This is a genomic window from Bacillus sp. R45, from assembly GCF_021729365.1.
Taxonomy (GTDB): Bacteria; Bacillota; Bacilli; order Bacillales; family Bacillaceae; genus Bacillus; species Bacillus velezensis.
Window position 1 is genome coordinate 1,739,945 of sequence record NZ_CP091421.1, and the last position, 22,163, is coordinate 1,762,107.

The following is a 22,163-nucleotide window of genomic DNA, read 5'->3' on the forward strand; positions in this document are numbered from 1 at the left end:
AGGGGACGGCTTTGCAAAACACTGAAGATCTTCTTTACAAACTATTGGCAGGCCAGCTGAAATCTGTCGGATTTTTTACGGAAAACGAAACGCAGCCTGTCATGCAGGGGTTTTACGGCAGGTGGCTGGAAGAAAGCATCTCCATCTTGGTGCAAAAAGGCTTTTTGAAACAGTCTGGCAGTACGTATGTGTTAACGGGTCCGATAGAGCGTGAGGACGTTCTGTGGCAAGAATGGGATGAAAAGAAAGCTCCTTTACTCAAGGACAGCAGCAAACGGGCGATGATCACCTTAGTGGAGACCGCTCTCAGAGCTTTGCCGGATATTTTATCCGGCAGAGTTTCTGCCACTGATGTTCTGTTTCCTGATTCCTCAATGGAATTGGTTGAAGGAATCTATAAAAACAATGAAACGGCAGACTACTTTAATGAGGTGCTCGCTGACACATTGACGGCTTTCATTGAAGAACGCCTGAAAGAAGACCCGAACGCGGAAATCCGGATATTAGAGATCGGAGCGGGGACGGGCGGGACGAGCGCGGCCGTTTTCAAAAGATTAAAAGAGGTCAAACATCATGTGAAAGAATATTGCTACACCGATCTGTCAAAGGCCTTTTTCATGCATGCTGAAAAAGAATACGGTCCCGACAATCCGTATTTGACTTATAAGCGGTTTAATGTGGAAGAGCCCCCGGCTTTGCAGGGTATAGAGGCGGGTGCATATGACGCGGTCATTGCGGCAAATGTGCTTCACGCGACAAAAAATATTCGGCGGACACTTCGCAATGCCAAAGCGGTGCTTAAAAAGAATGGGATTTTGCTATTAAATGAGATCAGCAGCCATTCGGTTTATTCTCATCTGACATTCGGTCTTTTGGAAGGCTGGTGGCTGTATGAAGACGCCAAACTGCGTATTCCCGGATGCCCTGGGCTGTATCCTGAAGCGTGGCAGTCTGCGCTGGAAAGCGAGGGATATCGGTACGTTACATTTATGGCGGAATCGTCACATCACCTCGGCCAGCAGATCGTGGCGGCAGAAAGCGACGGCGTCATCAGGCAAAAGCAGCCGGACGCGCCGGCGGTTGAAGAAATTGCGGCTTCCAAAGAGCCGGCTGATTTCACAGAACCGTCTTTCTCAGTCACAGACCGGACGGTGCAATTCATAAAAGAAACGTTAGCCAAGTCCATAAAGCTTGCTCCCGAGCGCATTCAGCCGGAAACCAGCTTTGAAAAATACGGCATCGACTCCATTTTGCAGGTGAATTTTATCCGTGAACTGGAAACATTGACGGGCGAGCTGCCGAAAACGGTCTTATTTGAACACACGAATACGAAAGAACTTGCCGAGTATTTGCTGGAAACTTACCCGGATAAGCTGCAACAGGCATTCGGAGCCGATCAAGCGCCTCCTGAAACGGAGCATCCGGAACCTGCAATGAATGAACCGGTGCCGCTTGTCACGGAAACGCGGCGATTTATCACTGAACAAAAAGAGCCAAAAGCGCCAAAGCCGGAAACAGAAACCGTCACCGATAATCGCTCAGATCGTGACGACATTGCCATTATCGGCATCAGCGGCCGCTATCCCGAGTCTGAAACCCTCGATGAGCTGTGGGAGCATTTAAAAGCCGGAGACAGCTGTATTACGGAAGCTCCGGAAAACAGATGGAAGTCCGGTCTTCTGAAAACGATGGCAAAAGAAACACGAAAAGAAGAACGCAAAACACGGTACGGCGGATTTCTGCAGCATATTGACGCTTTTGACCATCACTTGTTTGACATCCGGGAAGACCATGTGATGGAGATGACACCTGAGCTCCGTCTAAGCCTTGAAACCGTATGGGAAACATTTGAAAACGGCGGCTACTCGTTAGAGAGAGTAAACGAATGGCAGGAATCAGACAGCGGAATCGGTGTATTTATGGGCAGTATGTACAATCAATATTTCTGGAATATCCCGTCATTGGAAAAAGCTGCGCTCAGCTCTAACGGAGGGGATTGGCATATCGCCAACCGCATTTCCCACTTTTTCAATTTAACGGGTCCGAGCATGGGCGTTACGACCGCATGCTCCAGCTCACTGAGCGCCATTCATCTCGCCTGTGAAAGCCTGAAGCTTAACAGCTGTTCCATGGCGATTGCCGGAGGGGTCAATCTCACGCTTGAACCGTCTAAATATGATGCGCTCGAACGGGCGAATTTGCTTGAACAGGGAAGTGAAAGCAAAAGCTTCGGAACCGGCACGGGGCTGATGCCGGGAGAAGGAGTCGGTGCGGTGCTCTTGAAGCCGCTCTCCAAAGCGGTTGCCGACAAAGACCATATTTACGGGGTCATTAAAAGCAGCGCGTTGTGCCATAGCGGCGGAAGGCAGATGTACACGGCTCCGGATCCGAAACAGCAGGCGAAGCTCATGGCGGCTTCCATTGACAAAGCCGGAATCAATCCGGAAACAATCAGTTATGTTGAATCAGCGGCAAACGGCTCTGTATTGGGAGATCCGATTGAGGTCATTGCCCTGACGAACGCGTTCTCGCAATATACCGATAAAAAACGATTTTGCGCGCTTGGATCCGTCAAGTCAAATCTTGGCCATTTAGAGGCGGCCTCCGGGATGTCCCAGCTCGCGAAAGTGCTGCTGCAAATGGAGCGGGAAACATTAGTTCCGACCATTAACGCAAAACCGCAAAATCCGAATATCGCGCTTGAACAAACGGCCTTTTACCTGCAGGAGAAAACCGAGTATTGGGAGCGTCTGAAGGATGCCAAGACGGGAGACATCGTACCGCGGAGAAGCATGATCAATTCCTTCGGGGCAGGCGGGGCATATGCAAATCTCATCGTAGAAGAATATATCAGCCCGAATTCCGATCAGGCCCGTCACGGCGATGAGGAATATATTTTCCCTGTGTCAGCGAAAACGAAATGGAGTTTTGAAGCCTATCTTGAGAGACTTGCGGCCTTTTTAGAAAAGACGCCATCTCTTCATCCGGCCGCCATCGCATCCGCGCTGCAAAAAAGAACGCATCATCCGGAGTATCGGGCGGCATTTACGGCTGCTTCCGTTCAGGAACTGCTGGAAAAACTGGCCGCTTACCGCATGGATCAGCGGAATCTCAATTTCTCCGATTCTGATATCGGCCGGCGTGCGCGGCAATGGGAAAAAGGAGAGAATATCACGTTTGATCAGTTGCAGCAAGAGCACGCCGTTCATCTGCCGGCCTACGCTTTTGACCACGGGACTTCTTTTCATTTCGGTGAATCAGAAAACGCTGCCGGCGTTCAGGCGGTGTACAGTGATGACGACCCATACGTGAAAGGGCATCAATTCAGCGGAGAACCGGTACTCGTCGGCGCTACATATAACAGTCTGGCAGTCGATCATTTTTGTGACCTTTTTCCTGAAGCGGAAGGAGGACATATTAAAAAACTGAATTACGTCAGCCCCATTACCGTAAAAAAAGGCGATCGCATCGAGCTGAAAACAGAATCGAAACAAAACGGGGATGGATTTGAACTGAGCATAATGCACCGCAGCCGCACGTCTCCTGATTGGAGCATAGCGGCGTATGCCGAGTGCAGCCCGTATCCGTTTCAAAAGCAGCACGCAGATCTGGCGGCCATTCAGCGCTCTTACCGGGAAGTGGGCCGGATAGATGAGCTATACGGAGACGGAACGGGAACCGTCGTGTGGGGAGAAGAATTTAAAACGATCACCCGTCTGTACAAAGGCACTGATGCCGTTTTAGCGAAAGTGAACCTGAACAATAGCGACTCACAACAAGCGCATCATTATGCCATAAATCCATTAATCGCCAACAGTGCTTACTTGGCCTCGCTTTCTTTATTGGACCAAACAGAGACGGAAAGCTATCTGCCGTTCGGCATTAATTCCGTCACCTTCAGCAGCCCGGAAAATCTTACCGATTGCTGGCTGCACATCAAGCTGGCTAAACAAACGGGGGAAATGATTCTGATTAACGCAGATGTCATCAGCAGCCGATCGGAAGTGGTGATGCGTTTTGAAGGCTATGCCCTGAAACGGTTCCGCCCGAAAACCGAACAGATGAATCAGCCGGCCCGAACGGCTGTTAAAAATGCGGGAGCACCGATTTCTGCCGGCAGTCTGACAGATGATATCCGCAGCTACATCCTTGGCAAGCTCGCCAAGATGATGGATGAACCCGCGTCATCTCTTCGTTCTAATGCGAATATCATGGAATTGGGACTTGATTCAGCGAGTCTGATCGGGCTGACAAAAGAGATCGGCCAAGAGGCGGACATCGATGTGAATCCAACATTGTTTTTCGAGTATCCGACGGCGGAGGAGCTGACCCGCCACTTCGCGTCAGCATATGAGAGCAAGTTTTCTCAATTGCTTGCCGATCATAAGCATTCAGAAGAGGCTGGGGTCACGGAAACAGAAGAGCGCACTTTACCGAAGAAACAGCATACGCCTTGTGATAACGCCGATGTCAAGCAAGGAATCGCGATTATCGGTATGTCAGCTCAGTTTCCGCAATCCCCGGATATCCAGTCTTTTTGGGGGCACATCGTAAACGGGGATCACTGTATTACCGAAATTCCGGCGGACCGCTGGGACTGGCGCCGTTACGCCGGCGATGAGAATGACACGAGTCTCAGATGGGGCGGTTTTATTGACGGTGTCGGCGAATTTGACCCGCTCTTTTTCGGAATTTCTCCTAAAGAGGCATCACAAATGGGGCCGGAGCAGTTTCTGCTTTTGATGCATACATGGAAGGCAATGGAGGATGCGGGCCTGACAAATAAGGCATTATCAAGCAGACCGACAGGCGTTTTCGTTGCCGCGGGCAACAGCGATCCGAACAATGGAACAGCCATTCCGTCCATCATTCCGAACAGGATATCATATGCCTTGAATTTACAAGGACCGAGTGAATATTACGAGGCTGCCTGCACGTCAACGTTGGTGGCATTGCACAGGGCGGTTCAATCAATCCGTCATAACGAATGTGAGCAGGCTGTCGTGGGCGCCGCCAATATTCTGCAATCGCCGAAAGGTTTTATCGGTTTTGACTCAATGGGATATTTAAGCAAAAACGGCCGGGCGAAATCGTTCCAAAAAGATGCCGATGGCTTTGTCAGAAGCGAAGGGGCGGGCGTGATCATCATCAAACCGCTTGAGGCGGCAATTGAAGACGGCGATCATATTCACATGGTCATTAAAGGAACAGGAGTGTCTCACGGCGGTAAAGGCATGTCGCTTCACGCACCGAATCCGGCGGGAATGAAGGCCGCGATGAAAAAAGCGTACGAAGACACCGATGTTGATCCGCAAACCGTCACTTATATTGAAGCGCACGGCATTGCCTCCGAAATGGCAGATGCGCTGGAGTTTAATGCAATCAAAGCGGGTTACGGCGAGTCTGCAAATCAAGAGGAAAGCGCGCCTTGTTATATCAGCACTGTGAAACCTTGCATCGGGCACGGCGAACTCGCTTCCGGACTGGCCGCCCTTATAAAAGTAGCGATGGCCATGAAGCATCATACCATCCCGGGCATTCCCGGATTTACAGCTGCAAATGAGCAAATGGTTATTCAAAAAAGCCGCTTCCGTTTCACCGAAGACAATCAGGAATGGTCACAGCTCACCGACCATACGGGCAGACCGATCCCGCGCCGGGCCGCAATTAACAGCTATGGCTTCGGCGGCATGAATGCGCATGTCGTCTTGGAACAGTACAGTCCGAGCCATAAAGACAAAGAATCTGCGCATGACCCGCAGCTTATCGTGCTTTCTGCTAAGAGCGAAGGGCGTCTTAAGGCGGCCGCAGGTCAGCTGGCTGATTTTGTGCAAACTGGAGATACTCCGTCACTGCGGGATATTGCTTATACGCTTCAGACCGGCCGTGAGGCGATGAACTGCCGCTTGGCACTCGTTGCCCGCAATCAAGATGAATTGCTGGAAAAACTGAAAGAGTACAGAGCATTTTCCGAAGAAAGCAATGGAATGAAAAGCTTCTTTACAGGCAGTCAGCAGACTGGATCAGGAGATATCGGCGTTTTACTGGAAGGGACTCTCGGTACAGTCGTCACGGAGACGCTGTTGGCTGAAAACAATCTGGAAAAGCTTGCATTTTGCTGGGTGAAAGGAGCGGATATACCGTGGGACAGACTCCACCAAGGCAAATCTGTTCAAAGAGTGCCGCTTCCGACATATCCTTTTGAACACCACAAGTATTGGAATGGCGGTCAGCCAGAAGACATCACCCTTGCGCCGGTTTCCCAGGACCCTCAGCTCCGCCGCGAGAGCGCAGCTGACATTGTGGCTGACATTTTGGGGATGAAGGCAGCGGAAATTGATCAAAATAAGCCGCTGACTGAATACGGCTTTGATTCAATCTCCTCTATTCAGCTGCTGAAAAAACTTGAGGACGGAGACAGCCGCATCAGTCTGGAAGCTCTTCAGAAATGCAGCACTCTTCAGGAGATCGGCATGCTGTTAAAAACGAACCAACCGCATGAGGCGGGCCGGAATTTTCCCGAACTCGTCAAGCTGAATGAAAGAGAAAAAGGCCGTCCTGTTTTTTGGTTTCACGGCGGAACAGGAGGCGTTGAAGCATACCAGCCATTCGCCAAAAAGAGTCAGCGTCCTTTTTACGGCATCCAGGCAAGAGGTTTGACAGGGAAAGAGCCGCTGCAAGGAATCGAAGAGACGGCCGCTTCTTATATGAGAATCATCCAAGCGGTACAGCCGAAAGGCCCTTATGACCTCGGCGGATATTCCTTGGGCGGGATGCTTGCTTATGAAACCGCGCGCCTCTTGCAGGAGGAAGGTCATACAGTAAAAAGCGCCGTCATGATCGACACCCCGTACAGTGAAAAATGGAAAGAGAGAAAACCATCTGTTAAGTCAGTCATGCTGCAAACGATCAATACGATGCTTACGGCATATCTTAAGCCTGAAAACCTTGAAGAGGCATTAATCAGCAGAGAAGACATTACCGTCCAGGCTGAGGAAGAAGAAGTATTGAAAGAATTGATCGGCCTTGCCAAAAAGCGCGGTCTGCCAAAATCCGAAGAAGCGATCCGGATGCAGCTGGAGCAAATGATGAAGACGCAGCTCGCTTACGGAATGGAAGAGTATGACATGAAGCCGCTGCCTCATCCGGAAGCGCTGCAATGTTACTACTTCCGTAATAAAAGCGGTTTGTTTCTCGGAGATTTTGAACGTTATCTGACAGCAGAGGAAGAACAAATTCCGTTAGACCATGATGCGTATTGGAAAGAATGGGAACACCAGATGAAACACTTTCACCTGCTGGACGTCCACTCTTCCAATCATGTCACAATGCTGTCGGAACCAAAGCCGCAAAACGCCATTAAGGCATTCTGCGAAAAACTGTACGCAAACAAAGGAACGATAAGCGCAAATTTCCTTAAATCTTTCAAAAAAAAGCTGGACGAAACAAATGAGTTGGTAAAACGGTAATAGAGAACGGCCGGAGCAATCCGGCCGCTTTTTTTGCAAATAGAACTAAATACACTATGTACTAAATATTCACTATTATATTGATTTCCTGTTTATAAGATATTAAAAAACCCCCGATAAACAGGGGGCGATATTAAAATCTGACAGGCAATGTTTCAAGCCCTCTCAAAAACACGTTTTTTCTCCACGTTACATCCTCGTGCGCACCTTTCAGCTCTATATTCGGAAACCGTTTTAAAAGAGAAGTAAAGGCAATGGATGCTTCCATCCGGGCGAGCGGAGCCCCGAGACAAAAATGAATGCCGAATCCAAAAGAGATATGACGGTTCGGTGTTCTCGCTATATTTAATGTATCAGGATCATCGAAATATTCCGGGTCCCGATTGGCTGAACCGATGCCGATAAATATCATATCGCCTTTTTTAATAGAAACATCTTTATAGGTGAAATCTTCAATCGCCCATCGATTCGCCATCATGATGACGGGAGAGGTGTAACGCAAAAGCTCTTCGACCGCCGTCTGGATATTTTCGGGCTGCCGCTTTATCTTCTCCATCTGGTCTTTGTGCAGAAGAAGCGCCAGGGTGCCGGAGCCGAGAAGGTTAACCGTTGTTTCAAGCCCGGCAACGACTAACAAAAACAGCATGGAATACAGCTCTGATTCACTCAGCTTTTGGCCGTCCTCTTCAGCGTAAATAAGCTTGCTTGTCAGATCTTCAGCGGGATGTTTTCTTTTTTCTTCGATCAGTGTTTTCATATATTGTTTAAATTCTTTGAGAGCCTGGTTGGTCGCATCTTGTCCGCTCTCTGACGTGTCGACCATCGCGTTTGTCCATACTTGAAATTTGGCGCGGTCCTCTTTCGGAATTCCGAGCAGCTCGGAAATGACGATAAACGGAAGCGGTGCCGCGAAATCTTTCATGATATCAGGGTCTGCTTTTGTTTCCATTTCATCCAGCAGCTCTTCTGTGATCTGCTCTATCCCGGTGCGAAGCTGCTCAATCATCCGGGGAGTGAACCCCTGATGCACCAAAGATCGAAGACGTGAATGATCCGGAGGGTCTTTTGCCAGCATATGCTCTGAGACAAAATCGATATCTTCGCTGACATTCAGCTTCGCGATCAGCTCCTTCGGCATGACCCGTTTTACATCTCTCGTAATTCTGCCGTCTTTTAAAAACGCCATACAATCATCATAACGCGTGATGAGCCATGCCGGAAAGGTGCCTCCGAAACGCTGCAGTTCGAATTTATGTATGGGGTCCTGCTCTCTGAATCTGCTTAAAACCGCAAAAGGGTCTTCGTGAAACTCGGGTGAGTGTGGGTGAAACATTGTTTTTTCCATCTGGATTTCCCCGCCTTCATGTTTTTGAAAAGACATAACCAACAGCCGGTGCCTGCCGACCGGACGGCATTCCTCCTTTTATCTGCCGAAGACACTGATCACAACGGCTCATAAGTATGTCTAAAATATATAAGGAAACAGAAGCCGGTTCAATAGACAAATCGTAAAGCCGCCATTTTCGTTGATTATCAACAAAACAGCAAACTTTTTTTGCCATTTCATCATGTGTGTTAAATCCGGCTAATATACATATTTACGCTTCATATCAACTTCTTAAGGAGGATGTGAATGAATGCGTTTATGAAATGGGCGGCAAGTCTGCTTTTGGTGATCTCTCTTCAGTTCGGCCTTACGGGCGCCGGCATCCATTCGGACAGTGCTGCTCATGCTGCATCCCGATACGATCAGGTGCTGTATTTCCCGCTGTCAAAATATCCGGAGACAGGAAATCATATAAAAGACGCCATTTCGGCAGGTCATTCTGAGATTTGTACAATTGATCGGGGCGGAGCGGAGAACAGAAGGAAAGAATCATTGAAAGGAATTCCGACAAAGCCCGGGTTTGACCGTGATGAATGGCCCATGGCAGTATGCACAGAAGGCGGGGCGGGGGCTGATATCAGATATGTAACCCCATCGGATAACCGCGGGGCCGGTTCATGGGTTGGAAATCAAATGAGCGGCTATTCCGACGGCACGAGAGTATTATTTATCGTTCAGTAACTTCTCCGGTTCGCCGGAGTTTATTTATGCTTTGAAAAAGCGGCACGCCGGCTGGACATATGAAATGGCAAAGAGTAAACTTATATGTTGGAATCAGCATGAGAAAGGATTGGATCACATTGACAGTGACTACATACCGAAATATTGCACTTTTACTTCTTTGTTTAACAGCGGGAATTGTGGATGTGATCGGTTATTTAAGCCTGGGACATATCTTTACCGCCAATATGACGGGGAATATCGTTCTGTTCGGCCTGGCGATCGGCAACTCATGGCACCTTGCCGTACTCAAATCGTTAACCTCGTTAATCGGATTTATTGCCGGCGTTATTGCCGCGGCCCTGCTTGTGGGCAATAAAAAGAAATCATTCTGGCCCCCTGCGGTAACTGCCGCTTTAGCTATTGAAGGAGCTGTTTTGCTGCTGTTTGCTTTGTTCTCCTGCTTTTTTGCAGACGCCATTTCTGTTTATGTGCTGATTATGCTGCTCAGCTTCGCAATGGGAATGCAGACGACAGCCGCGAGAAAACTTGGTGTAGCGGGGATTTCCACGACCGTATTAACGGGAACGCTCGCTAATTTTTTTGAAGATCTCACCGCAAGGTTTTACAAAGCGGACAAGCGGAAGCAGTTTACGAGAGATGCTGTATTGCGCGCGCTTGCCTTGGTTCTGTATTGCTTTGGAGCGGTCATAGGCGCTTTTGCCGAACCGGATTATAAGTTTGCCGTGATCTGGCTCCCGATTATCATTATTTTAGGCATTATGCTTTGCGCATTCACGATGTTCCACGGATATTCTGAAGAAAAAAACCAATAAAAAAACGCCCTGAATCAGCGGCGTTTTTTCTTTTTATTGCTCTTTCCGGGTCCCGATTGTATACACGGCCCGATCTGTATGTACCTTTAATCCGTCTTGCTCCTGTTGGATGGTAATGTCGCCGAGCAGAGGAATTTCATACGCATCTTGGGGAAGCGGAACATTTCCTTCCTCCGTATAGGTTGTGCCGTGCCCTTTTAAGACGAGTTCTTCATCCGCTACATAGTCATCGGGATGGTTTGTCCGGCGGACGAGAACGTCATCAAGGTGAAGCATGATCTGATCCATATCAGAAATCTCGTTTCGGCTGTCTGTCAGCTCTCCTTTTCTGATATCAAGCGTTTGTCCGATCTGTTTTTGCAGCCATTCAGACAATTCGGTGTTTGTAAGTGCCATTGTGATTCCTCCTTTTATCTACACCATACTTATTCCCTATTTTTTTAGAAATACACCGCCTTGCATTGATCTTTTTTTCTGACAGCCGGTTCTGAACTGTTCCGAGTTCCTTCATTATAAATGTTTCATCTATTCACCTGAAAAACGGAGTCATCTGCCGTGCAGACGACCCCGTTCTCATGATAAAAAGGTTACTCTTTCGGCACAGCGTTTTCAGCGTTCACTGCGCCCGCTCCGTAAATGTTCGGATCTTCATTTGTCCATTGATCCGGACTTTGTCTGATCAATGTTTTCACTTCGTCAGGCGAAAGCTGCGGGTTTTGCTGAAGGATTAAGGCAGCGATGCCCGCACAGATCGGAGTGGCCATGGACGTGCCCGACAGACTGAAATACAAGGAGCCTACACGGTTTGATTTCTGTAATTTGTCAAGATATGAACGCGGAGAACGTAGAGATACGATATCGACCCCGGGCGCAAGAATGTCAGGCTTCTCTTTTCCGTACACCGTCGGGCCGCGGCTTGAGAAAGAAGCGACCGTATCGTCCTCATTGCTGGCCGTATCATTGTCATCATAGGCGCCTACCGTGATGACCTTCTCGCTGACACCGGGGCTTGAAATCGTTTGAGCTTCCGGACCGGAGTTGCCCGCGGCGACGCAGACGACGATTCCTTCATTCCATGCCTCTTCAACGGCCTTGACGAGCGGGTCGTCCGTTTCTTTATCATATCTGAGCGCATCTCCGCCCAGTGACATGCTGATGATTCTGATCGGATTCTTTGTGTGTTCTTTATTATATCGTATGCACCATTCCACACCTTCAATGATATCAGCCAAGGTTCCTGATCCTGATTTGTTTAAAACCTTGACTCCGATCAGATCGGCTTCCGGCGCCGGCCCCTGATATTTACCCGAAGATGAAGCGCCGCTGCTTGCGATATCACCGGCGCAATGGGTGCCGTGTCCGTTGTCATCATACGGTTCTGTCTTTTGGTTGACAAAGTCCGCAAATCCGATAATCCTGCCTTCTAAATCGGGATGCTGATAGATTCCGGTATCAATAACGGCGACGGTTACGCCTTTTCCTGTTAATACGGTGCCGTTACGGGTCACTTCTTTTGCATGAGACGATTCAGCTGCTGTATCAAGGAGAGCTTTTACTTCACGGTTTAAATAGATTTTACGGATATCCCGGCATTGCGAAAGAAGCATGTGAAGGGCGGACGGCGTGACTTCGGCGCTGCAGCAATTGATTGTTTGAAACTGCTTTTTTATAGTGCAGCGTTTTTCTTTTGATAAGACCTGTCCTGTGCTGTGAAAACCGGATTCATGGCAGCCCTCTTCAAATTCAATGATGACTGACATTTTCTTTCTGTTTTTCACCTTTTTTTCGAAAAAATTGTGTAAAAAGCAAGGTGTCCATTTGAAAGGTTTATATAACTGTAATACGTTTTCTCTGAGCGGCCAGTCCAGCTTATGAGCATTTGACCGCACCATTTGTACCATTGAGTAACCAAACATATATACTTTTCCTCCCATTCTGGCGATTCTCTCTATACCATATGAACAGGCCGTAAGTTCGGTCAGTTTGTTTGTCCTTCAGGAGCGCTGGTTACTTGCGGCTTTTTCAGGAGAAGAAATCGAGTTGAAACGGAACGTTTGTTCGTTTTGTAATGAAGCCGGCGGAAGGTAGTATATACATGAACATCATATTGAGACATTCCTTGGAAAAACAGCTTCCGATTGATATTATATATATGAAAAAAGACGGCTCCGTTTCAAAACGGACCATTATGATAAAAAAAGGGGATGAGCGGGCTGTAATGGCATTTTGCTGTACAAAAAGGCAGATGAGAACTTTTTTGACGGGCTCCATTCTGTCCTGCGCATTTGCTTCGGGAGGCGGATATTCATTTCTAAAAGCGTATTCTTGATGCCGTCCGTTTCCGGCCGTGAATCTCCCGCCCCTGAAAATTCGGGCGTTCCTCCCTTTTTTTTTGCCCTCTCTCAACCTTTTTTCACTGATGCCCGGCATTTGAGCGCTTGAACCGTGACAATCCATTGATTTTTCGAAACCGGGAAGTTTTTCACTGATGATAATGTTAATAGAATGTTAAGATAAGACCTATTGACAAAAATCCATATAATGAATATTTCATTTTTCAGAAAGGAGCAAAGAAGGAGAGCTGATGAAAAGAATTTTACTTAATGTCATCATTATCGTAGCAATGGTCTTACTAATAAGATGTGCTCATTATGCGTCAGACCCTGATCCCTCGAATTCTTCTGATACATACACAGATTTTAAAGATCTGGCTGAACATGAAGACCCCGATGATTATCATATATCGTACAATAAGAGAAAGGGGAGCCCCGTATTGATCATGTCCCCGCACGGAGGGAGAATTGAGGGCGGGGTGAGCGAGATCGTCCGCTCTTTCAGGGATGATTATTCAACCTACCTGTTTGAGGGATTAAAAGCGCATGATAACCAGACTCTTCATATTACGAGCACCAAGTTCGATGAGCCTTCAGCAGTCGAAAGCATTAAGCAGCACCATTATGTTATCGCAGTTCACGGTTATAAAGGCGACGAGAAAAATACTCTTGTCGGAGGAAGCGATCGGAAGCGGGCGAAAAAATTGGTGAGAGCTCTCAAACGAAACGGATTTCCTGCAGAATTGGCAACCTCAAAAACCGGTCTGGCCGGGGTTGACACCGAAAATATCAATAACCAGGCGCAAACCGGGCTGAGTATACAGCTTGAGATCAGCAGAGAACAGCGGGAGGCGTTTTTTGATAATTTTGATTACCGCGAAAGGGAATTCACAAAAACGGAGGCATTTTACCGGTTTGTCCGTACGATAAAAAGAGTGATCAATCAAGAGTATTCGTGAGCTTAAAAAAAGACAAACCAGTGAAAGGTGAGTAAACTGAAAAAAAAGGAGGTTTGTCCCTTGGCAAAACATCACTTTTATTTAAAAGCAAATTGGCCCGGAAATCGCAATGACGTCGGCGATATTAAAAGCGGCCGGCTGGAAACCGCTGTGTCCATTCCTAAGGAAATGGACGGACCCGGAGAAGGCACAAATCCTGATGAAATGCTGCTTGGAGCGGCCGCGACCTGTTATATTATAACGCTTGCGGCGATGATGGAAAGAAGCGGCCTGGATAAAGAAGATCTACATATGGAATCTGAAGGAATTGTAGACGTCACGAACGGTGTGTTCACGTACCAGAAAATCATTCACCGCCCGTTTATATTATTAAAGCCGGATGCAGCCGAAACGGACTTTACGCTCGCCAGGAAGTTAGCGCAAAAAGCGGAGTCCTCATGTATGATTTCACGAGCGGTCCAAGGAAACGTGGAGATGGAGCTTGAGGTTGAAGTAAAAGCTGCCCGCGCTTGACGAGTTCAAACGGTCAGCTCCGGGCCGTTTGATTTTTTTTAGCTTTTTGAGACTTGGAACGGTTCAGCAGGATGACGCCCGTGATGACAAAAATAAGCCCGATCATCATTTTAGCTGTCATGGCTTCCTTAAAAACAAAAAAGCCGACAATTGCCGTTAAAGCCGTGCCGACACCTGACCATGTCGCGTATGCGGCGGATAAATCAAGGCTTTTCAAAGAGAAGCTCAAAAACATAAAAGAGGCTCCGATTCCGGCAATGACGCCGAGAGCGGGCCATAAGTGCGTAAAACCGTCCGACAGCTTCAGCATCGTGCTTCCGAACACTTCTGATACAATGGCTAATGCCAGGCAGAGTAATCCTTTCATATCATGCTTCTCCTTTCTACCAATTCATCAGAATGACACCGGCCAATAAGAATACAAGTCCGATGACGGCCTGCTTGTCCAGTTTTTCATGAAACCATTTCGCTCCGATAATGGATGCGAGCACCGTTCCCGCTCCGCTCCATGTTGCATAGGATAAGCTGAGCGGAATGAGATTCAGTGTAAGTGAAAGCATATAAAAGGCCAATGAATAGCCTGCCACTACAAGCGCGCTCGGCAAAAACCGCGTAAATCCGCGGGAGACCTTCAGCATGGCCGCGCCGATTGACTCTGATAAAATAGCAATTGTGAGGAAGATATAACCCAGAATCATATCAAATCCCCCTCTCATCATAATCCTTATGCCTTTTGTTTAAGGCAGTAAAATAAAATAATATCCGAACTTTGCCCGCCAAGTCAAGACATTAGGCCTATATAAAAAGGCCCCTGAAAGGAGCCCTTTTTAATTGTCTTAGTAGTAATACGGATAGTAAGGGTAGCCGTAACCTCCGTACAAATACGGATTGAACAAAGCGCTTCCGACAAGCCCCCCGACAAGCCCTCCGAAGAACGGTCCGCCGTAAAAACCAAACGGCCGTCCGAATCCATAACCAAACCAAGGCCGGCCAAATCCAAAACCCGGCCGCCCGAAGCCGAAGCCGAATCCGGGACGCCCGAACCCGAAGCCCGGCCGTCCAAACCCAAATCCGGGCCGTCCAAACGGTCTCATATCACTATCTGCTGCATATGTGTATTCTTCATTCATAATTTAGGTACCTCCAAGAATAAATTTGAGATGATAACAGAGTATTCAGCCCACCAATTTTTGATTGGGCATTTATCAAAAAAATAAAGGAGTGAGCTTTTGTGGGCCTGTATCAGTCCGATTGGTCAAAAAAACCTCCGCACACACACGCATACCGGGCTGTTACGGATGTAGTGCAGGGGCACTACCATATGATCGAAGGCTTTTCGCAGCCGGAGAACGGCAGCAATACAGATGAGCATACACATTTCTATACGGGCATCACCTCGTTTGAAAACGGCCATTTTCATAGGTATTACGGCATTTCCGGCCCTGCCATCCCGAGGGTTGACGGAACACATTACCATGAGCTTTCAGAGACCACCTTTGCCGCCTACAATGAGCCGATTCGGATCCAGCATGGCGGCGTCGTTTACGATCCGCGGGAGGAAGGACGGAAAACGCACCGCCATACGCTCAAAGGAAAAACGAGAGAGGTTGTCGGAAACGAGCCGATCGGGTGGTAGCGGACGTTTAGCGCTCAGGAAAAAGGGCAAAATGGATAGGTGCCTGAAGAAATGAATGCTATAATTAGGGGGAGATTTATAAAAGAGAGTGATACATATTGAAAAATAAAAAACAGCCTGTCGTCATACTCGTCGGACCGACGGCAGTCGGAAAAACAAAACTAAGCATCGGACTCGCGAAAATGCTGAATGCGGAAATCATCAGCGGAGATTCCATGCAGGTATATAAAGGGATGGACATCGGAACGGCCAAAGTCACCGAAGAAGAGACAGAAGGCGTGCCGCATCACCTGATTGATATTTTGGAGCCGTCCGACACTTTTTCAACGGCGGATTATCAGAAAATGGTGAGGGGAAAAATCACCGAGATTGCCGGTAGAGGAAAGCTGCCGATGATTGTCGGGGGGACGGGTCTGTACATTCAGTCCGTGCTGTATGACTATACGTTCACGGAAAACTCCGGCGACCCTGTATTCCGGGAGCGAATGGAGAAACTGGCGGCTGAAGAAGGGGCGGAAGCGCTTCATGCCAAGCTTGCGGCAGCCGACCCGGAAGCGGCGGCAGCCATTCATCAAAACAATACGCGAAGAGTCATCCGCGCGCTCGAAATCCTGCATGTATCGGGAAAAACAATGTCAGAGCATCTTAAAACCCAAAAACGGGAGCTGCTTTACAATGCGGTTCTTATCGGTCTTACAATGGACAGAGAAGTACTGTACGGCCGGATTAACGAGCGCGTTGACCTGATGCTGGAAACCGGCCTTCTTGACGAAGTAAAGCGGCTGTATGATATGAATATCCGGGACAGCCAATCGATTCAGGCAATCGGCTATAAAGAGCTGTATGAATATCTTGATGGAAAAGTGCCGCTTCCTCAGGCCGTGGAGCAATTAAAACAAAATTCAAGGCGATATGCGAAACGCCAGCTGACCTGGTTTCGCAATAAAATGCCCGTTTCATGGACAGATATGACGCCGCCTGTTGATATTGAGCAGAAAAAAAAGGAAATTTTCGAGTGCATAGCAGGAAAACTGGAAATTTAATCGAAACAGTATTGTATTGAGAACCAAGGAGGACGAAACATGAAACCGATTAATATTCAAGATCAGTTTTTGAATCAAATCCGAAAAGACAATACGTTCGTCACGGTGTTTTTACTCAACGGCTTTCAGCTTCGCGGCCAGGTAAAAGGCTTTGACAACTTTACCGTTTTGCTCGAAACGGAGGGGAAGCAGCAGCTTATTTATAAACATGCCATCTCCACGTTCGCCCCGCAAAAAAACGTCCAGCTTGAGCTTGAATAGACTTTTTGACAAAGACCATGAACAATGGTCTTTTTCTATGCGCGTCTGTATATTGCAGGCCGTATATCGGAAAGATAAAAGGGGGTTCGGAAAATCGTGTTCGAAAGTGAAAATGAACTGAGAAGAATCAGGATTACGCTCGTTTGGATCGCTGTTTTTTTGCTGTTTGGAGCTTGCAGCAATCACGAGACGGTGGTGACGGATGATGACGGCGGCTTGGCGGATGCCGAATCGCAGACAGAAGGCATGGTGCAGCTGGAACATAATCGTTTCGGCATTGTCGAGGACGGTTACTTAAAAATATACCGCTATGATGAAAAAACGAATAAAATCGAACTGAAAAAAGAAACGGCGCTGGATGAGCTTGAATAAATTTCACAAGCGTTCGAATTTACAAAGCGGGCCGCACAAGCTACACTAAGTACTGACATTGATCATGCAGAGGGTGAGACGATTGAAACACAAGGTGATAATCAACCATTGGGAAGAAACTTGTGAAGATGATTCCTGCTATGAATATGGAACCAGCATCATCGTTGACGGCAAAGAACTGATCAGGGAGGCTTCCATCACAAGCGCTCTGAAAGCCGTACTGAAAGAAATCGGTGCTGATGTGGAGATTGAAGAAACCGTTGAAAGCGAAAAAAAATGTGATTCTTACAAAAAATAAGAATAAAAGTCTAGACTACTAAGCAGTTTTTTTTCATGTTATGATAGACATCGGCTTACACATGACACCTTGAGTAGGATGAGAGATGATTCTCGTTCTGCTCTCTTTTTTGGGCGTTAATCGGGCCGGAGCCAAAGTCCGCTCTTTCAAAAATATGAATTTTTTATAAATCGATCTCAATATGTTGTGTTTTTCTGAGAGGTTAGTATACTATATATAGTGTTAAGAGATTCATTATTTTTGATAGGTCGTGATAAGGATGGTTCAAATCATATTTGATTCAAAGACAGGGAATGTTCAGCGTTTTGTGAATAAAACAGACTTTCAGCTGATCCGCAAGGTGGACGAAACGGACCACGTGGACACTCCGTTTGTTTTGGTCACCTACACGACAAACTTCGGTCAGGTACCGGCATCAACACAATCATTTCTCGAAAAATACGCCCATCTCTTATTAGGAGTCGCTGCGAGCGGCAACAAAGTATGGGGCGATAACTTTGCAAAAAGCGCCGATACCATCTCTAGACAATATCAGGTGCCGATCTTGCACAAATTTGAACTCAGCGGCACATCTAAAGACGTTGAATTGTTTACTCAGGAGGTAGAAAGAGTTGTCACAAAATCAAGTGCCAAAATGGATCCAGTTAAATAACGAAATCATGATCCAACAAGATGGAAAATTCCAGTTTGATAAAGATAAAGAGGCTGTACATAGCTATTTTGTAGACTATATCAATCAAAACACAGTTTTCTTTCACGATTTAAAAGAGAAGCTGGATTATTTGATTGAAAACCAATACTACGAAGAGGAATTCTTAAGCCTTTATTCTTTTGAAGACATTAAAGAAGTGTTTAAGACAGCTTACGCTAAGAAGTTTCGTTTTCCTTCCTTCATGAGTGCGTTTAAATTCTATAATGACTATGCTTTGAAAACGAATGACAAGAAAAAAATCCTCGAGCGTTATGAGGACCGGATCTCAATTGTTGCGCTGTTCTTCGCAAATGGCGACACTGAGAAAGCAAAAGAATATGTGAATCTGATGATCAATCAGGAATATCAGCCGAGCACACCGACATTTTTGAATGCCGGCAGAAAACGCCGCGGAGAACTGGTGAGCTGTTTCTTGCTCGAAGTCAATGATTCCTTAAACGATATTTCACGGGCGATCGATATTTCCATGCAGCTTTCTAAACTGGGCGGCGGTGTTTCTCTTAACCTGTCCAAGCTCCGCGCGAAAGGTGAAGCGATTAAAGATGTTGAAAACGCCACAAAAGGTGTTGTAGGCGTCATGAAGCTTCTTGATAACGCGTTCCGTTACGCTGACCAAATGGGCCAAAGACAAGGCTCTGGCGCGGCGTACTTAAACATTTTCCACCGCGATATCAATGACTTTCTTGATACGAAAAAGATTTCTGCGGATGAAGATGTGCGCGTCAAAACGCTTTCTATCGGTGTCGTCATTCCGGATAAGTTCGTTGAGCTTGCACGTGAGGACAAAGCGGCTTATGTATTCTATCCGCACACGATTTATAAAGAATACGGCCAGCATATGGATGAGATGGACATGACGGCGATGTATGAGGAGCTTGTTGACAACCCGCGTGTCAAAAAAGAAAAAGTGAATGCGCGCAAATTGCTTGAAAAGCTTGCCGTTCTCCGTTCTGAGTCAGGTTATCCGTACATTATGTTCCAGGACAACGTAAACAAAGAGCATGCGAATAACCACGTATCAAAAGTGAAATTCTCGAACCTTTGCTCTGAAGTGCTTCAGGCGTCACAGGTTTCGGCTTACACAGATTATGACGAGGAAGACGAAATCGGCCTGGACATTTCCTGCAACCTTGGTTCATTAAATATTTTGAATGTCATGAAACATAAATCGATTGAGCGCACGGTGAAACTCGCGACGGATTCCCTGACTCATGTATCTGAGACGACGGATATCCGCAATGCGCCGGCAGTCAGACGCGCGAACAAAGCGATGAAGTCGATCGGTTTAGGCGCCATGAACCTTCACGGCTACCTGGCCCAAAACGGCATCGCTTATGAAAGCCCGGAAGCAAGAGATTTTGCGAATACGTTCTTTATGATGGTGAACTTTTATTCCATCCAGCGTTCAGCTGAGCTTGCGAAAGAAAAAGGCGAAACGTTTGAGCATTATGAAGGCTCCACTTATGCAACGGGAGAATATTTCAATAAATACATCGAAAAAGAGTTCTCACCGGCATACGAAAAAATCGCTGCGCTCTTTGAAGGCATGCACATCCCGACAATCGAAGACTGGAAAGAGCTGAAGGCGTTTGTCGCCGAAAACGGCATGTACCACAGCTACAGACTGTGCATCGCGCCGACAGGCTCCATTTCCTACGTCCAATCCAGCACGGCGTCCGTTATGCCGATCATGGAACGGATCGAAGAAAGAACATACGGAAATTCAAAAACGTATTACCCGATGCCGGGGTTAGCGTCTAATAACTGGTTCTTCTACAAAGAAGCTTATGATATGGACATGTTCAAAGTGGTGGATATGATCGCGACAATCCAGCAGCATATCGATCAGGGAATCAGCTTTACCCTGTTTTTGAAAGATACGATGACAACTCGTGATCTGAACCGTATTGATCTGTATGCCCACCATAGAGGCATCAAAACCATTTACTATGCAAGAACGAAAGATACCGGGCAGGACAGCTGTCTTTCTTGTGTCGTTTGATTAAAGGAGAGTTAACAGTGACAAAAATTTATGACGCAGCAAACTGGTCAAAGCATGAAGATGATTTCACCCAAATGTTCTACAACCAAAACGTAAAGCAGTTTTGGCTTCCGGAAGAGATCGCATTAAACGGCGATCTTCTTACTTGGAAGTATTTGGGTAAAAATGAGCAGGATACGTACATGAAGGTGCTCGCCGGCCTGACACTGCTTGATACAGAGCAGGGGAACACAGGCATGCCGATTGTGGCCGAGCACGTCGAAGGCCATCAGCGAAAAGCGGTTCTTAATTTCATGGCGATGATGGAAAACGCGGTGCACGCAAAATCATATTCAAATATTTTTATGACGCTTGCTCCGACTGAAACGATCAACGAAGTATTTGAATGGGTAAAGCAGAATAAATATCTGCAGAAAAAAGCGCAAATGATTGTCGGGCTTTACAAAGCCATTCAAAAAGATGATGAAATTTCACTGTTCAAAGCGATGGTTGCTTCTGTCTATCTGGAAAGCTTCCTTTTTTACAGCGGTTTCTATTATCCGTTATATTTTTACGGACAGGGAAAACTGATGCAAAGCGGTGAGATCATCAACCTGATTCTTCGTGATGAAGCGATCCACGGTGTATATGTCGGACTGCTGGCCCAGGAAATATTCAATAAACAAACAGAAGCGAAAAAAGCGGAACTTCGCGAATTTGCGGTTGAGCTTTTAGAAGAGCTTTATCACAATGAGCTTGAATATACAGAGGATCTCTACGACCAAGTCGGGCTGTCTCATGACGTAAAGAAATTCATCCGCTATAACGCCAATAAAGCTTTGATGAACTTAGGGTTCGATCCTTACTTTGAAGAAGAGGATATTAATCCGATTGTATTAAACGGATTAAACACCAAAACAAAATCACATGATTTCTTCTCCATGAAAGGGAACGGCTACAAAAAGGCGACGGTAGAACCGATTAAGGACGAAGATTTTTATTTTGGCCAAGATGAAGAGCAGATATAATATCTGCTCTTTTGGCTTGAGTGGAGAGGTAAGACAGGAGGAACGGGCATGAATAAAATGGATGAAATCATCTTGGCTGCACCGCGGAGTGACGTCTTTCAAAACGAAATGCTGACATTTCAGGGAGTCAACAGCGAGGATGAACGTATCATAAAAATTATGGCTCAAATTGAGGCGCATTTTTTTGAAATCAGAAGAGGCGACGCGGAAGAGGACCCGCGATTTAAACAGCCGATTCCGTATGTCGTCATCCGCCGCGATGATGAGGTATTTGTGTATGAACGGCTCGCGGGCGGAGGGGAATCGCGCCTCCATAATAAGCTTTCTCTCGGCTTCGGCGGACACATGAACCCTATGGAAGGGGCGGCTTCATTTTTGGAAGTGCTGAAACAGAACACCGACCGGGAGCTGGCGGAAGAATTGTACATTCGCGAGGAGGACAAACAAAACATTGTCACACTCGGCCTGATCAATGATGATGAAAACGATGTAGGGAAGGTGCATATCGGCATCCTTTCTGCGCTCCAGTTAGCGCCTGCAGCACAAGTCGAAGTGAAAGAAAAAGATCAAATCGCCGGGCGCTGGATGAAACTGAGCGAACTGAAAGAGGAAAATGTGTATCATCGTCTTGAAGCTTGGTCTCGGTTTGTCGCCGATATACTTCAATAACAAAAA

The 22,163-nt window shown here is 47.0% G+C and carries 21 protein-coding genes; 15 read left to right on the forward strand and 6 right to left on the reverse strand.

The genetic code is table 11. From position 1 onward, the window contains the following. The first annotated feature begins 11 nt into the window (after positions 1–11). Complete coding sequence (locus L3V45_RS08505; RefSeq protein ID WP_236837348.1) at positions 12–7,469, forward strand: beta-ketoacyl synthase N-terminal-like domain-containing protein; 7,458 nt, start codon at positions 12–14, stop codon at positions 7,467–7,469. A 133-nt stretch (positions 7,470–7,602) separates the two neighbouring features. Here L3V45_RS08505 and L3V45_RS08510 read toward each other — a convergent pair whose 3' ends face one another. Then, entirely contained in the window at positions 7,603–8,814 is a 1,212-nt protein-coding gene (locus tag L3V45_RS08510) for a cytochrome P450 family protein (protein WP_032857407.1), read from the reverse strand. 288 nt (positions 8,815–9,102) lie between these two features. Here L3V45_RS08510 and L3V45_RS08515 point away from each other — a divergent pair, with 288 nt between their 5' ends. Both L3V45_RS08515 and L3V45_RS08520 read left to right on the forward strand, forming a co-directional pair. Then, positions 9,103–9,537, forward strand: coding sequence for a NucA/NucB deoxyribonuclease domain-containing protein (locus tag L3V45_RS08515; protein ID WP_003154085.1), 435 nt, complete (start codon positions 9,103–9,105; stop codon positions 9,535–9,537). Positions 9,538–9,596: 59 nt separating this feature from the next. Continuing rightward, positions 9,597–10,352 (forward strand): YoaK family protein, encoded by a 756-nt coding sequence (locus tag L3V45_RS08520; protein WP_003154084.1) that lies wholly within the window; start codon positions 9,597–9,599, stop codon positions 10,350–10,352. Between the two features lie 33 nt (positions 10,353–10,385). Here the strand turns inward: L3V45_RS08520 and L3V45_RS08525 are convergent, their stop codons facing one another. Continuing rightward, positions 10,386–10,748, reverse strand: coding sequence for a protein YmzB (locus L3V45_RS08525; RefSeq protein WP_003154082.1), 363 nt, complete (start codon positions 10,746–10,748; stop codon positions 10,386–10,388). A gap of 191 nt (positions 10,749–10,939) precedes the next feature. Then, positions 10,940–12,268 (reverse strand): serine protease AprX, encoded by a 1,329-nt coding sequence (locus tag L3V45_RS08530; RefSeq protein WP_236837349.1) that lies wholly within the window; start codon positions 12,266–12,268, stop codon positions 10,940–10,942. Between the two features lie 179 nt (positions 12,269–12,447). Here L3V45_RS08530 and L3V45_RS08535 point away from each other — a divergent pair, with 179 nt between their 5' ends. From L3V45_RS08535 to L3V45_RS08545, 3 genes are all read left to right on the forward strand, one after another. Then, positions 12,448–12,681 (forward strand): hypothetical protein, encoded by a 234-nt coding sequence (locus tag L3V45_RS08535; protein ID WP_024085328.1) that lies wholly within the window; start codon positions 12,448–12,450, stop codon positions 12,679–12,681. A 255-nt stretch (positions 12,682–12,936) separates the two neighbouring features. Next, a complete protein-coding gene (locus tag L3V45_RS08540) occupies positions 12,937–13,644 on the forward strand; it encodes a poly-gamma-glutamate hydrolase family protein (protein ID WP_160249381.1) in 708 nt (235 codons plus the stop codon). 60 nt (positions 13,645–13,704) lie between these two features. Next, a complete protein-coding gene (locus tag L3V45_RS08545; RefSeq protein WP_014305039.1) occupies positions 13,705–14,157 on the forward strand; it encodes an OsmC family protein in 453 nt (150 codons plus the stop codon). Positions 14,158–14,170: 13 nt separating this feature from the next. Here the strand turns inward: L3V45_RS08545 and erbB are convergent, their stop codons facing one another. The 3 genes from erbB to L3V45_RS08560 all read right to left on the reverse strand — a co-directional run bounded on the left by erbB (position 14,171) and on the right by L3V45_RS08560 (position 15,287). Continuing rightward, positions 14,171–14,524: an SMR family multidrug efflux transporter EbrB gene (gene erbB, locus L3V45_RS08550; protein ID WP_003154073.1), complete on the reverse strand. Its 354-nt coding sequence runs from the start codon at positions 14,522–14,524 to the stop codon at positions 14,171–14,173. Between the two features lie 16 nt (positions 14,525–14,540). Further along, positions 14,541–14,855, reverse strand: a complete 315-nt coding sequence (gene erbA, locus L3V45_RS08555; protein WP_003154071.1) for an SMR family multidrug efflux transporter EbrA — start codon at positions 14,853–14,855, stop codon at positions 14,541–14,543. Positions 14,856–14,993: 138 nt separating this feature from the next. Continuing rightward, positions 14,994–15,287: a hypothetical protein gene (locus L3V45_RS08560; protein WP_003154069.1), complete on the reverse strand. Its 294-nt coding sequence runs from the start codon at positions 15,285–15,287 to the stop codon at positions 14,994–14,996. 101 nt (positions 15,288–15,388) lie between these two features. On the opposite strand from L3V45_RS08560, the gene L3V45_RS08565 reads away from it, so the two are divergent. The 9 genes from L3V45_RS08565 (at position 15,389) to L3V45_RS08605 (ending at position 22,157) form a co-directional block, all read left to right on the forward strand. Then, positions 15,389–15,793, forward strand: a complete 405-nt coding sequence (locus L3V45_RS08565) for a YmaF family protein (protein ID WP_003154067.1) — start codon at positions 15,389–15,391, stop codon at positions 15,791–15,793. 98 nt (positions 15,794–15,891) lie between these two features. Beyond that, positions 15,892–16,836 carry a tRNA (adenosine(37)-N6)-dimethylallyltransferase MiaA gene (gene miaA / locus L3V45_RS08570; protein ID WP_015388203.1) on the forward strand — a complete coding sequence of 315 codons (945 nt, stop codon included), beginning with the start codon at positions 15,892–15,894 and terminating at the stop codon, positions 16,834–16,836. Positions 16,837–16,875: 39 nt separating this feature from the next. Next, a complete protein-coding gene (hfq, locus tag L3V45_RS08575) occupies positions 16,876–17,097 on the forward strand; it encodes an RNA chaperone Hfq (RefSeq protein WP_003154064.1) in 222 nt (73 codons plus the stop codon). Positions 17,098–17,193: 96 nt separating this feature from the next. Further along, positions 17,194–17,469, forward strand: coding sequence for a YmzC family protein (locus L3V45_RS08580; protein WP_003154063.1), 276 nt, complete (start codon positions 17,194–17,196; stop codon positions 17,467–17,469). 82 nt (positions 17,470–17,551) lie between these two features. Next, on the forward strand, positions 17,552–17,767 hold the full coding sequence (locus tag L3V45_RS08585; RefSeq protein WP_003154062.1) for a hypothetical protein: 216 nt from the start codon (positions 17,552–17,554) through the stop codon (positions 17,765–17,767). Between the two features lie 259 nt (positions 17,768–18,026). Further along, positions 18,027–18,419 (forward strand): class Ib ribonucleoside-diphosphate reductase assembly flavoprotein NrdI, encoded by a 393-nt coding sequence (gene nrdI, locus L3V45_RS08590; RefSeq protein ID WP_003154061.1) that lies wholly within the window; start codon positions 18,027–18,029, stop codon positions 18,417–18,419. Further along, positions 18,379–20,481, forward strand: coding sequence for a class 1b ribonucleoside-diphosphate reductase subunit alpha (gene nrdE, locus L3V45_RS08595; protein ID WP_003154060.1), 2,103 nt, complete (start codon positions 18,379–18,381; stop codon positions 20,479–20,481). The genes nrdI and nrdE overlap by 41 nt, the downstream gene beginning before the upstream one ends. Before the next feature lie 17 nt (positions 20,482–20,498). Further along, positions 20,499–21,488 (forward strand): class 1b ribonucleoside-diphosphate reductase subunit beta, encoded by a 990-nt coding sequence (gene nrdF, locus L3V45_RS08600; RefSeq protein WP_003154059.1) that lies wholly within the window; start codon positions 20,499–20,501, stop codon positions 21,486–21,488. 48 nt (positions 21,489–21,536) lie between these two features. Then, complete coding sequence (locus tag L3V45_RS08605; RefSeq protein WP_003154057.1) at positions 21,537–22,157, forward strand: hypothetical protein; 621 nt, start codon at positions 21,537–21,539, stop codon at positions 22,155–22,157. Positions 22,158–22,163 lie beyond the last annotated feature (6 nt).

Bases quoted from the DNA above. Each gene is read 5' to 3' on its own strand.
- L3V45_RS08540 (WP_160249381.1), top strand. From the start codon at position 12,937: ATGAAAAGAATTTTACTTAATGTCATCATTATCGTAGCAATGGTCTTA.
- L3V45_RS08560 (WP_003154069.1), bottom strand. From the start codon at position 15,287: ATGAATGAAGAATACACATATGCAGCAGATAGTGATATGAGACCGTTT.
- L3V45_RS08510 (WP_032857407.1), bottom strand. From the start codon at position 8,814: ATGGAAAAAACAATGTTTCACCCACACTCACCCGAGTTTCACGAAGAC.
- L3V45_RS08520 (WP_003154084.1), top strand. From the start codon at position 9,597: ATGAAATGGCAAAGAGTAAACTTATATGTTGGAATCAGCATGAGAAAG.
- L3V45_RS08525 (WP_003154082.1), bottom strand. From the start codon at position 10,748: ATGGCACTTACAAACACCGAATTGTCTGAATGGCTGCAAAAACAGATC.
- L3V45_RS08535 (WP_024085328.1), top strand. From the start codon at position 12,448: ATGAACATCATATTGAGACATTCCTTGGAAAAACAGCTTCCGATTGAT.
- L3V45_RS08530 (WP_236837349.1), bottom strand. From the start codon at position 12,268: ATGTTTGGTTACTCAATGGTACAAATGGTGCGGTCAAATGCTCATAAG.
- L3V45_RS08605 (WP_003154057.1), top strand. From the start codon at position 21,537: ATGAATAAAATGGATGAAATCATCTTGGCTGCACCGCGGAGTGACGTC.
- hfq (WP_003154064.1), top strand. From the start codon at position 16,876: ATGAAACCGATTAATATTCAAGATCAGTTTTTGAATCAAATCCGAAAA.
- erbB (WP_003154073.1), bottom strand. From the start codon at position 14,524: ATGAAAGGATTACTCTGCCTGGCATTAGCCATTGTATCAGAAGTGTTC.
- erbA (WP_003154071.1), bottom strand. From the start codon at position 14,855: ATGATTCTGGGTTATATCTTCCTCACAATTGCTATTTTATCAGAGTCA.
- L3V45_RS08515 (WP_003154085.1), top strand. From the start codon at position 9,103: ATGAATGCGTTTATGAAATGGGCGGCAAGTCTGCTTTTGGTGATCTCT.
- nrdI (WP_003154061.1), top strand. From the start codon at position 18,027: ATGGTTCAAATCATATTTGATTCAAAGACAGGGAATGTTCAGCGTTTT.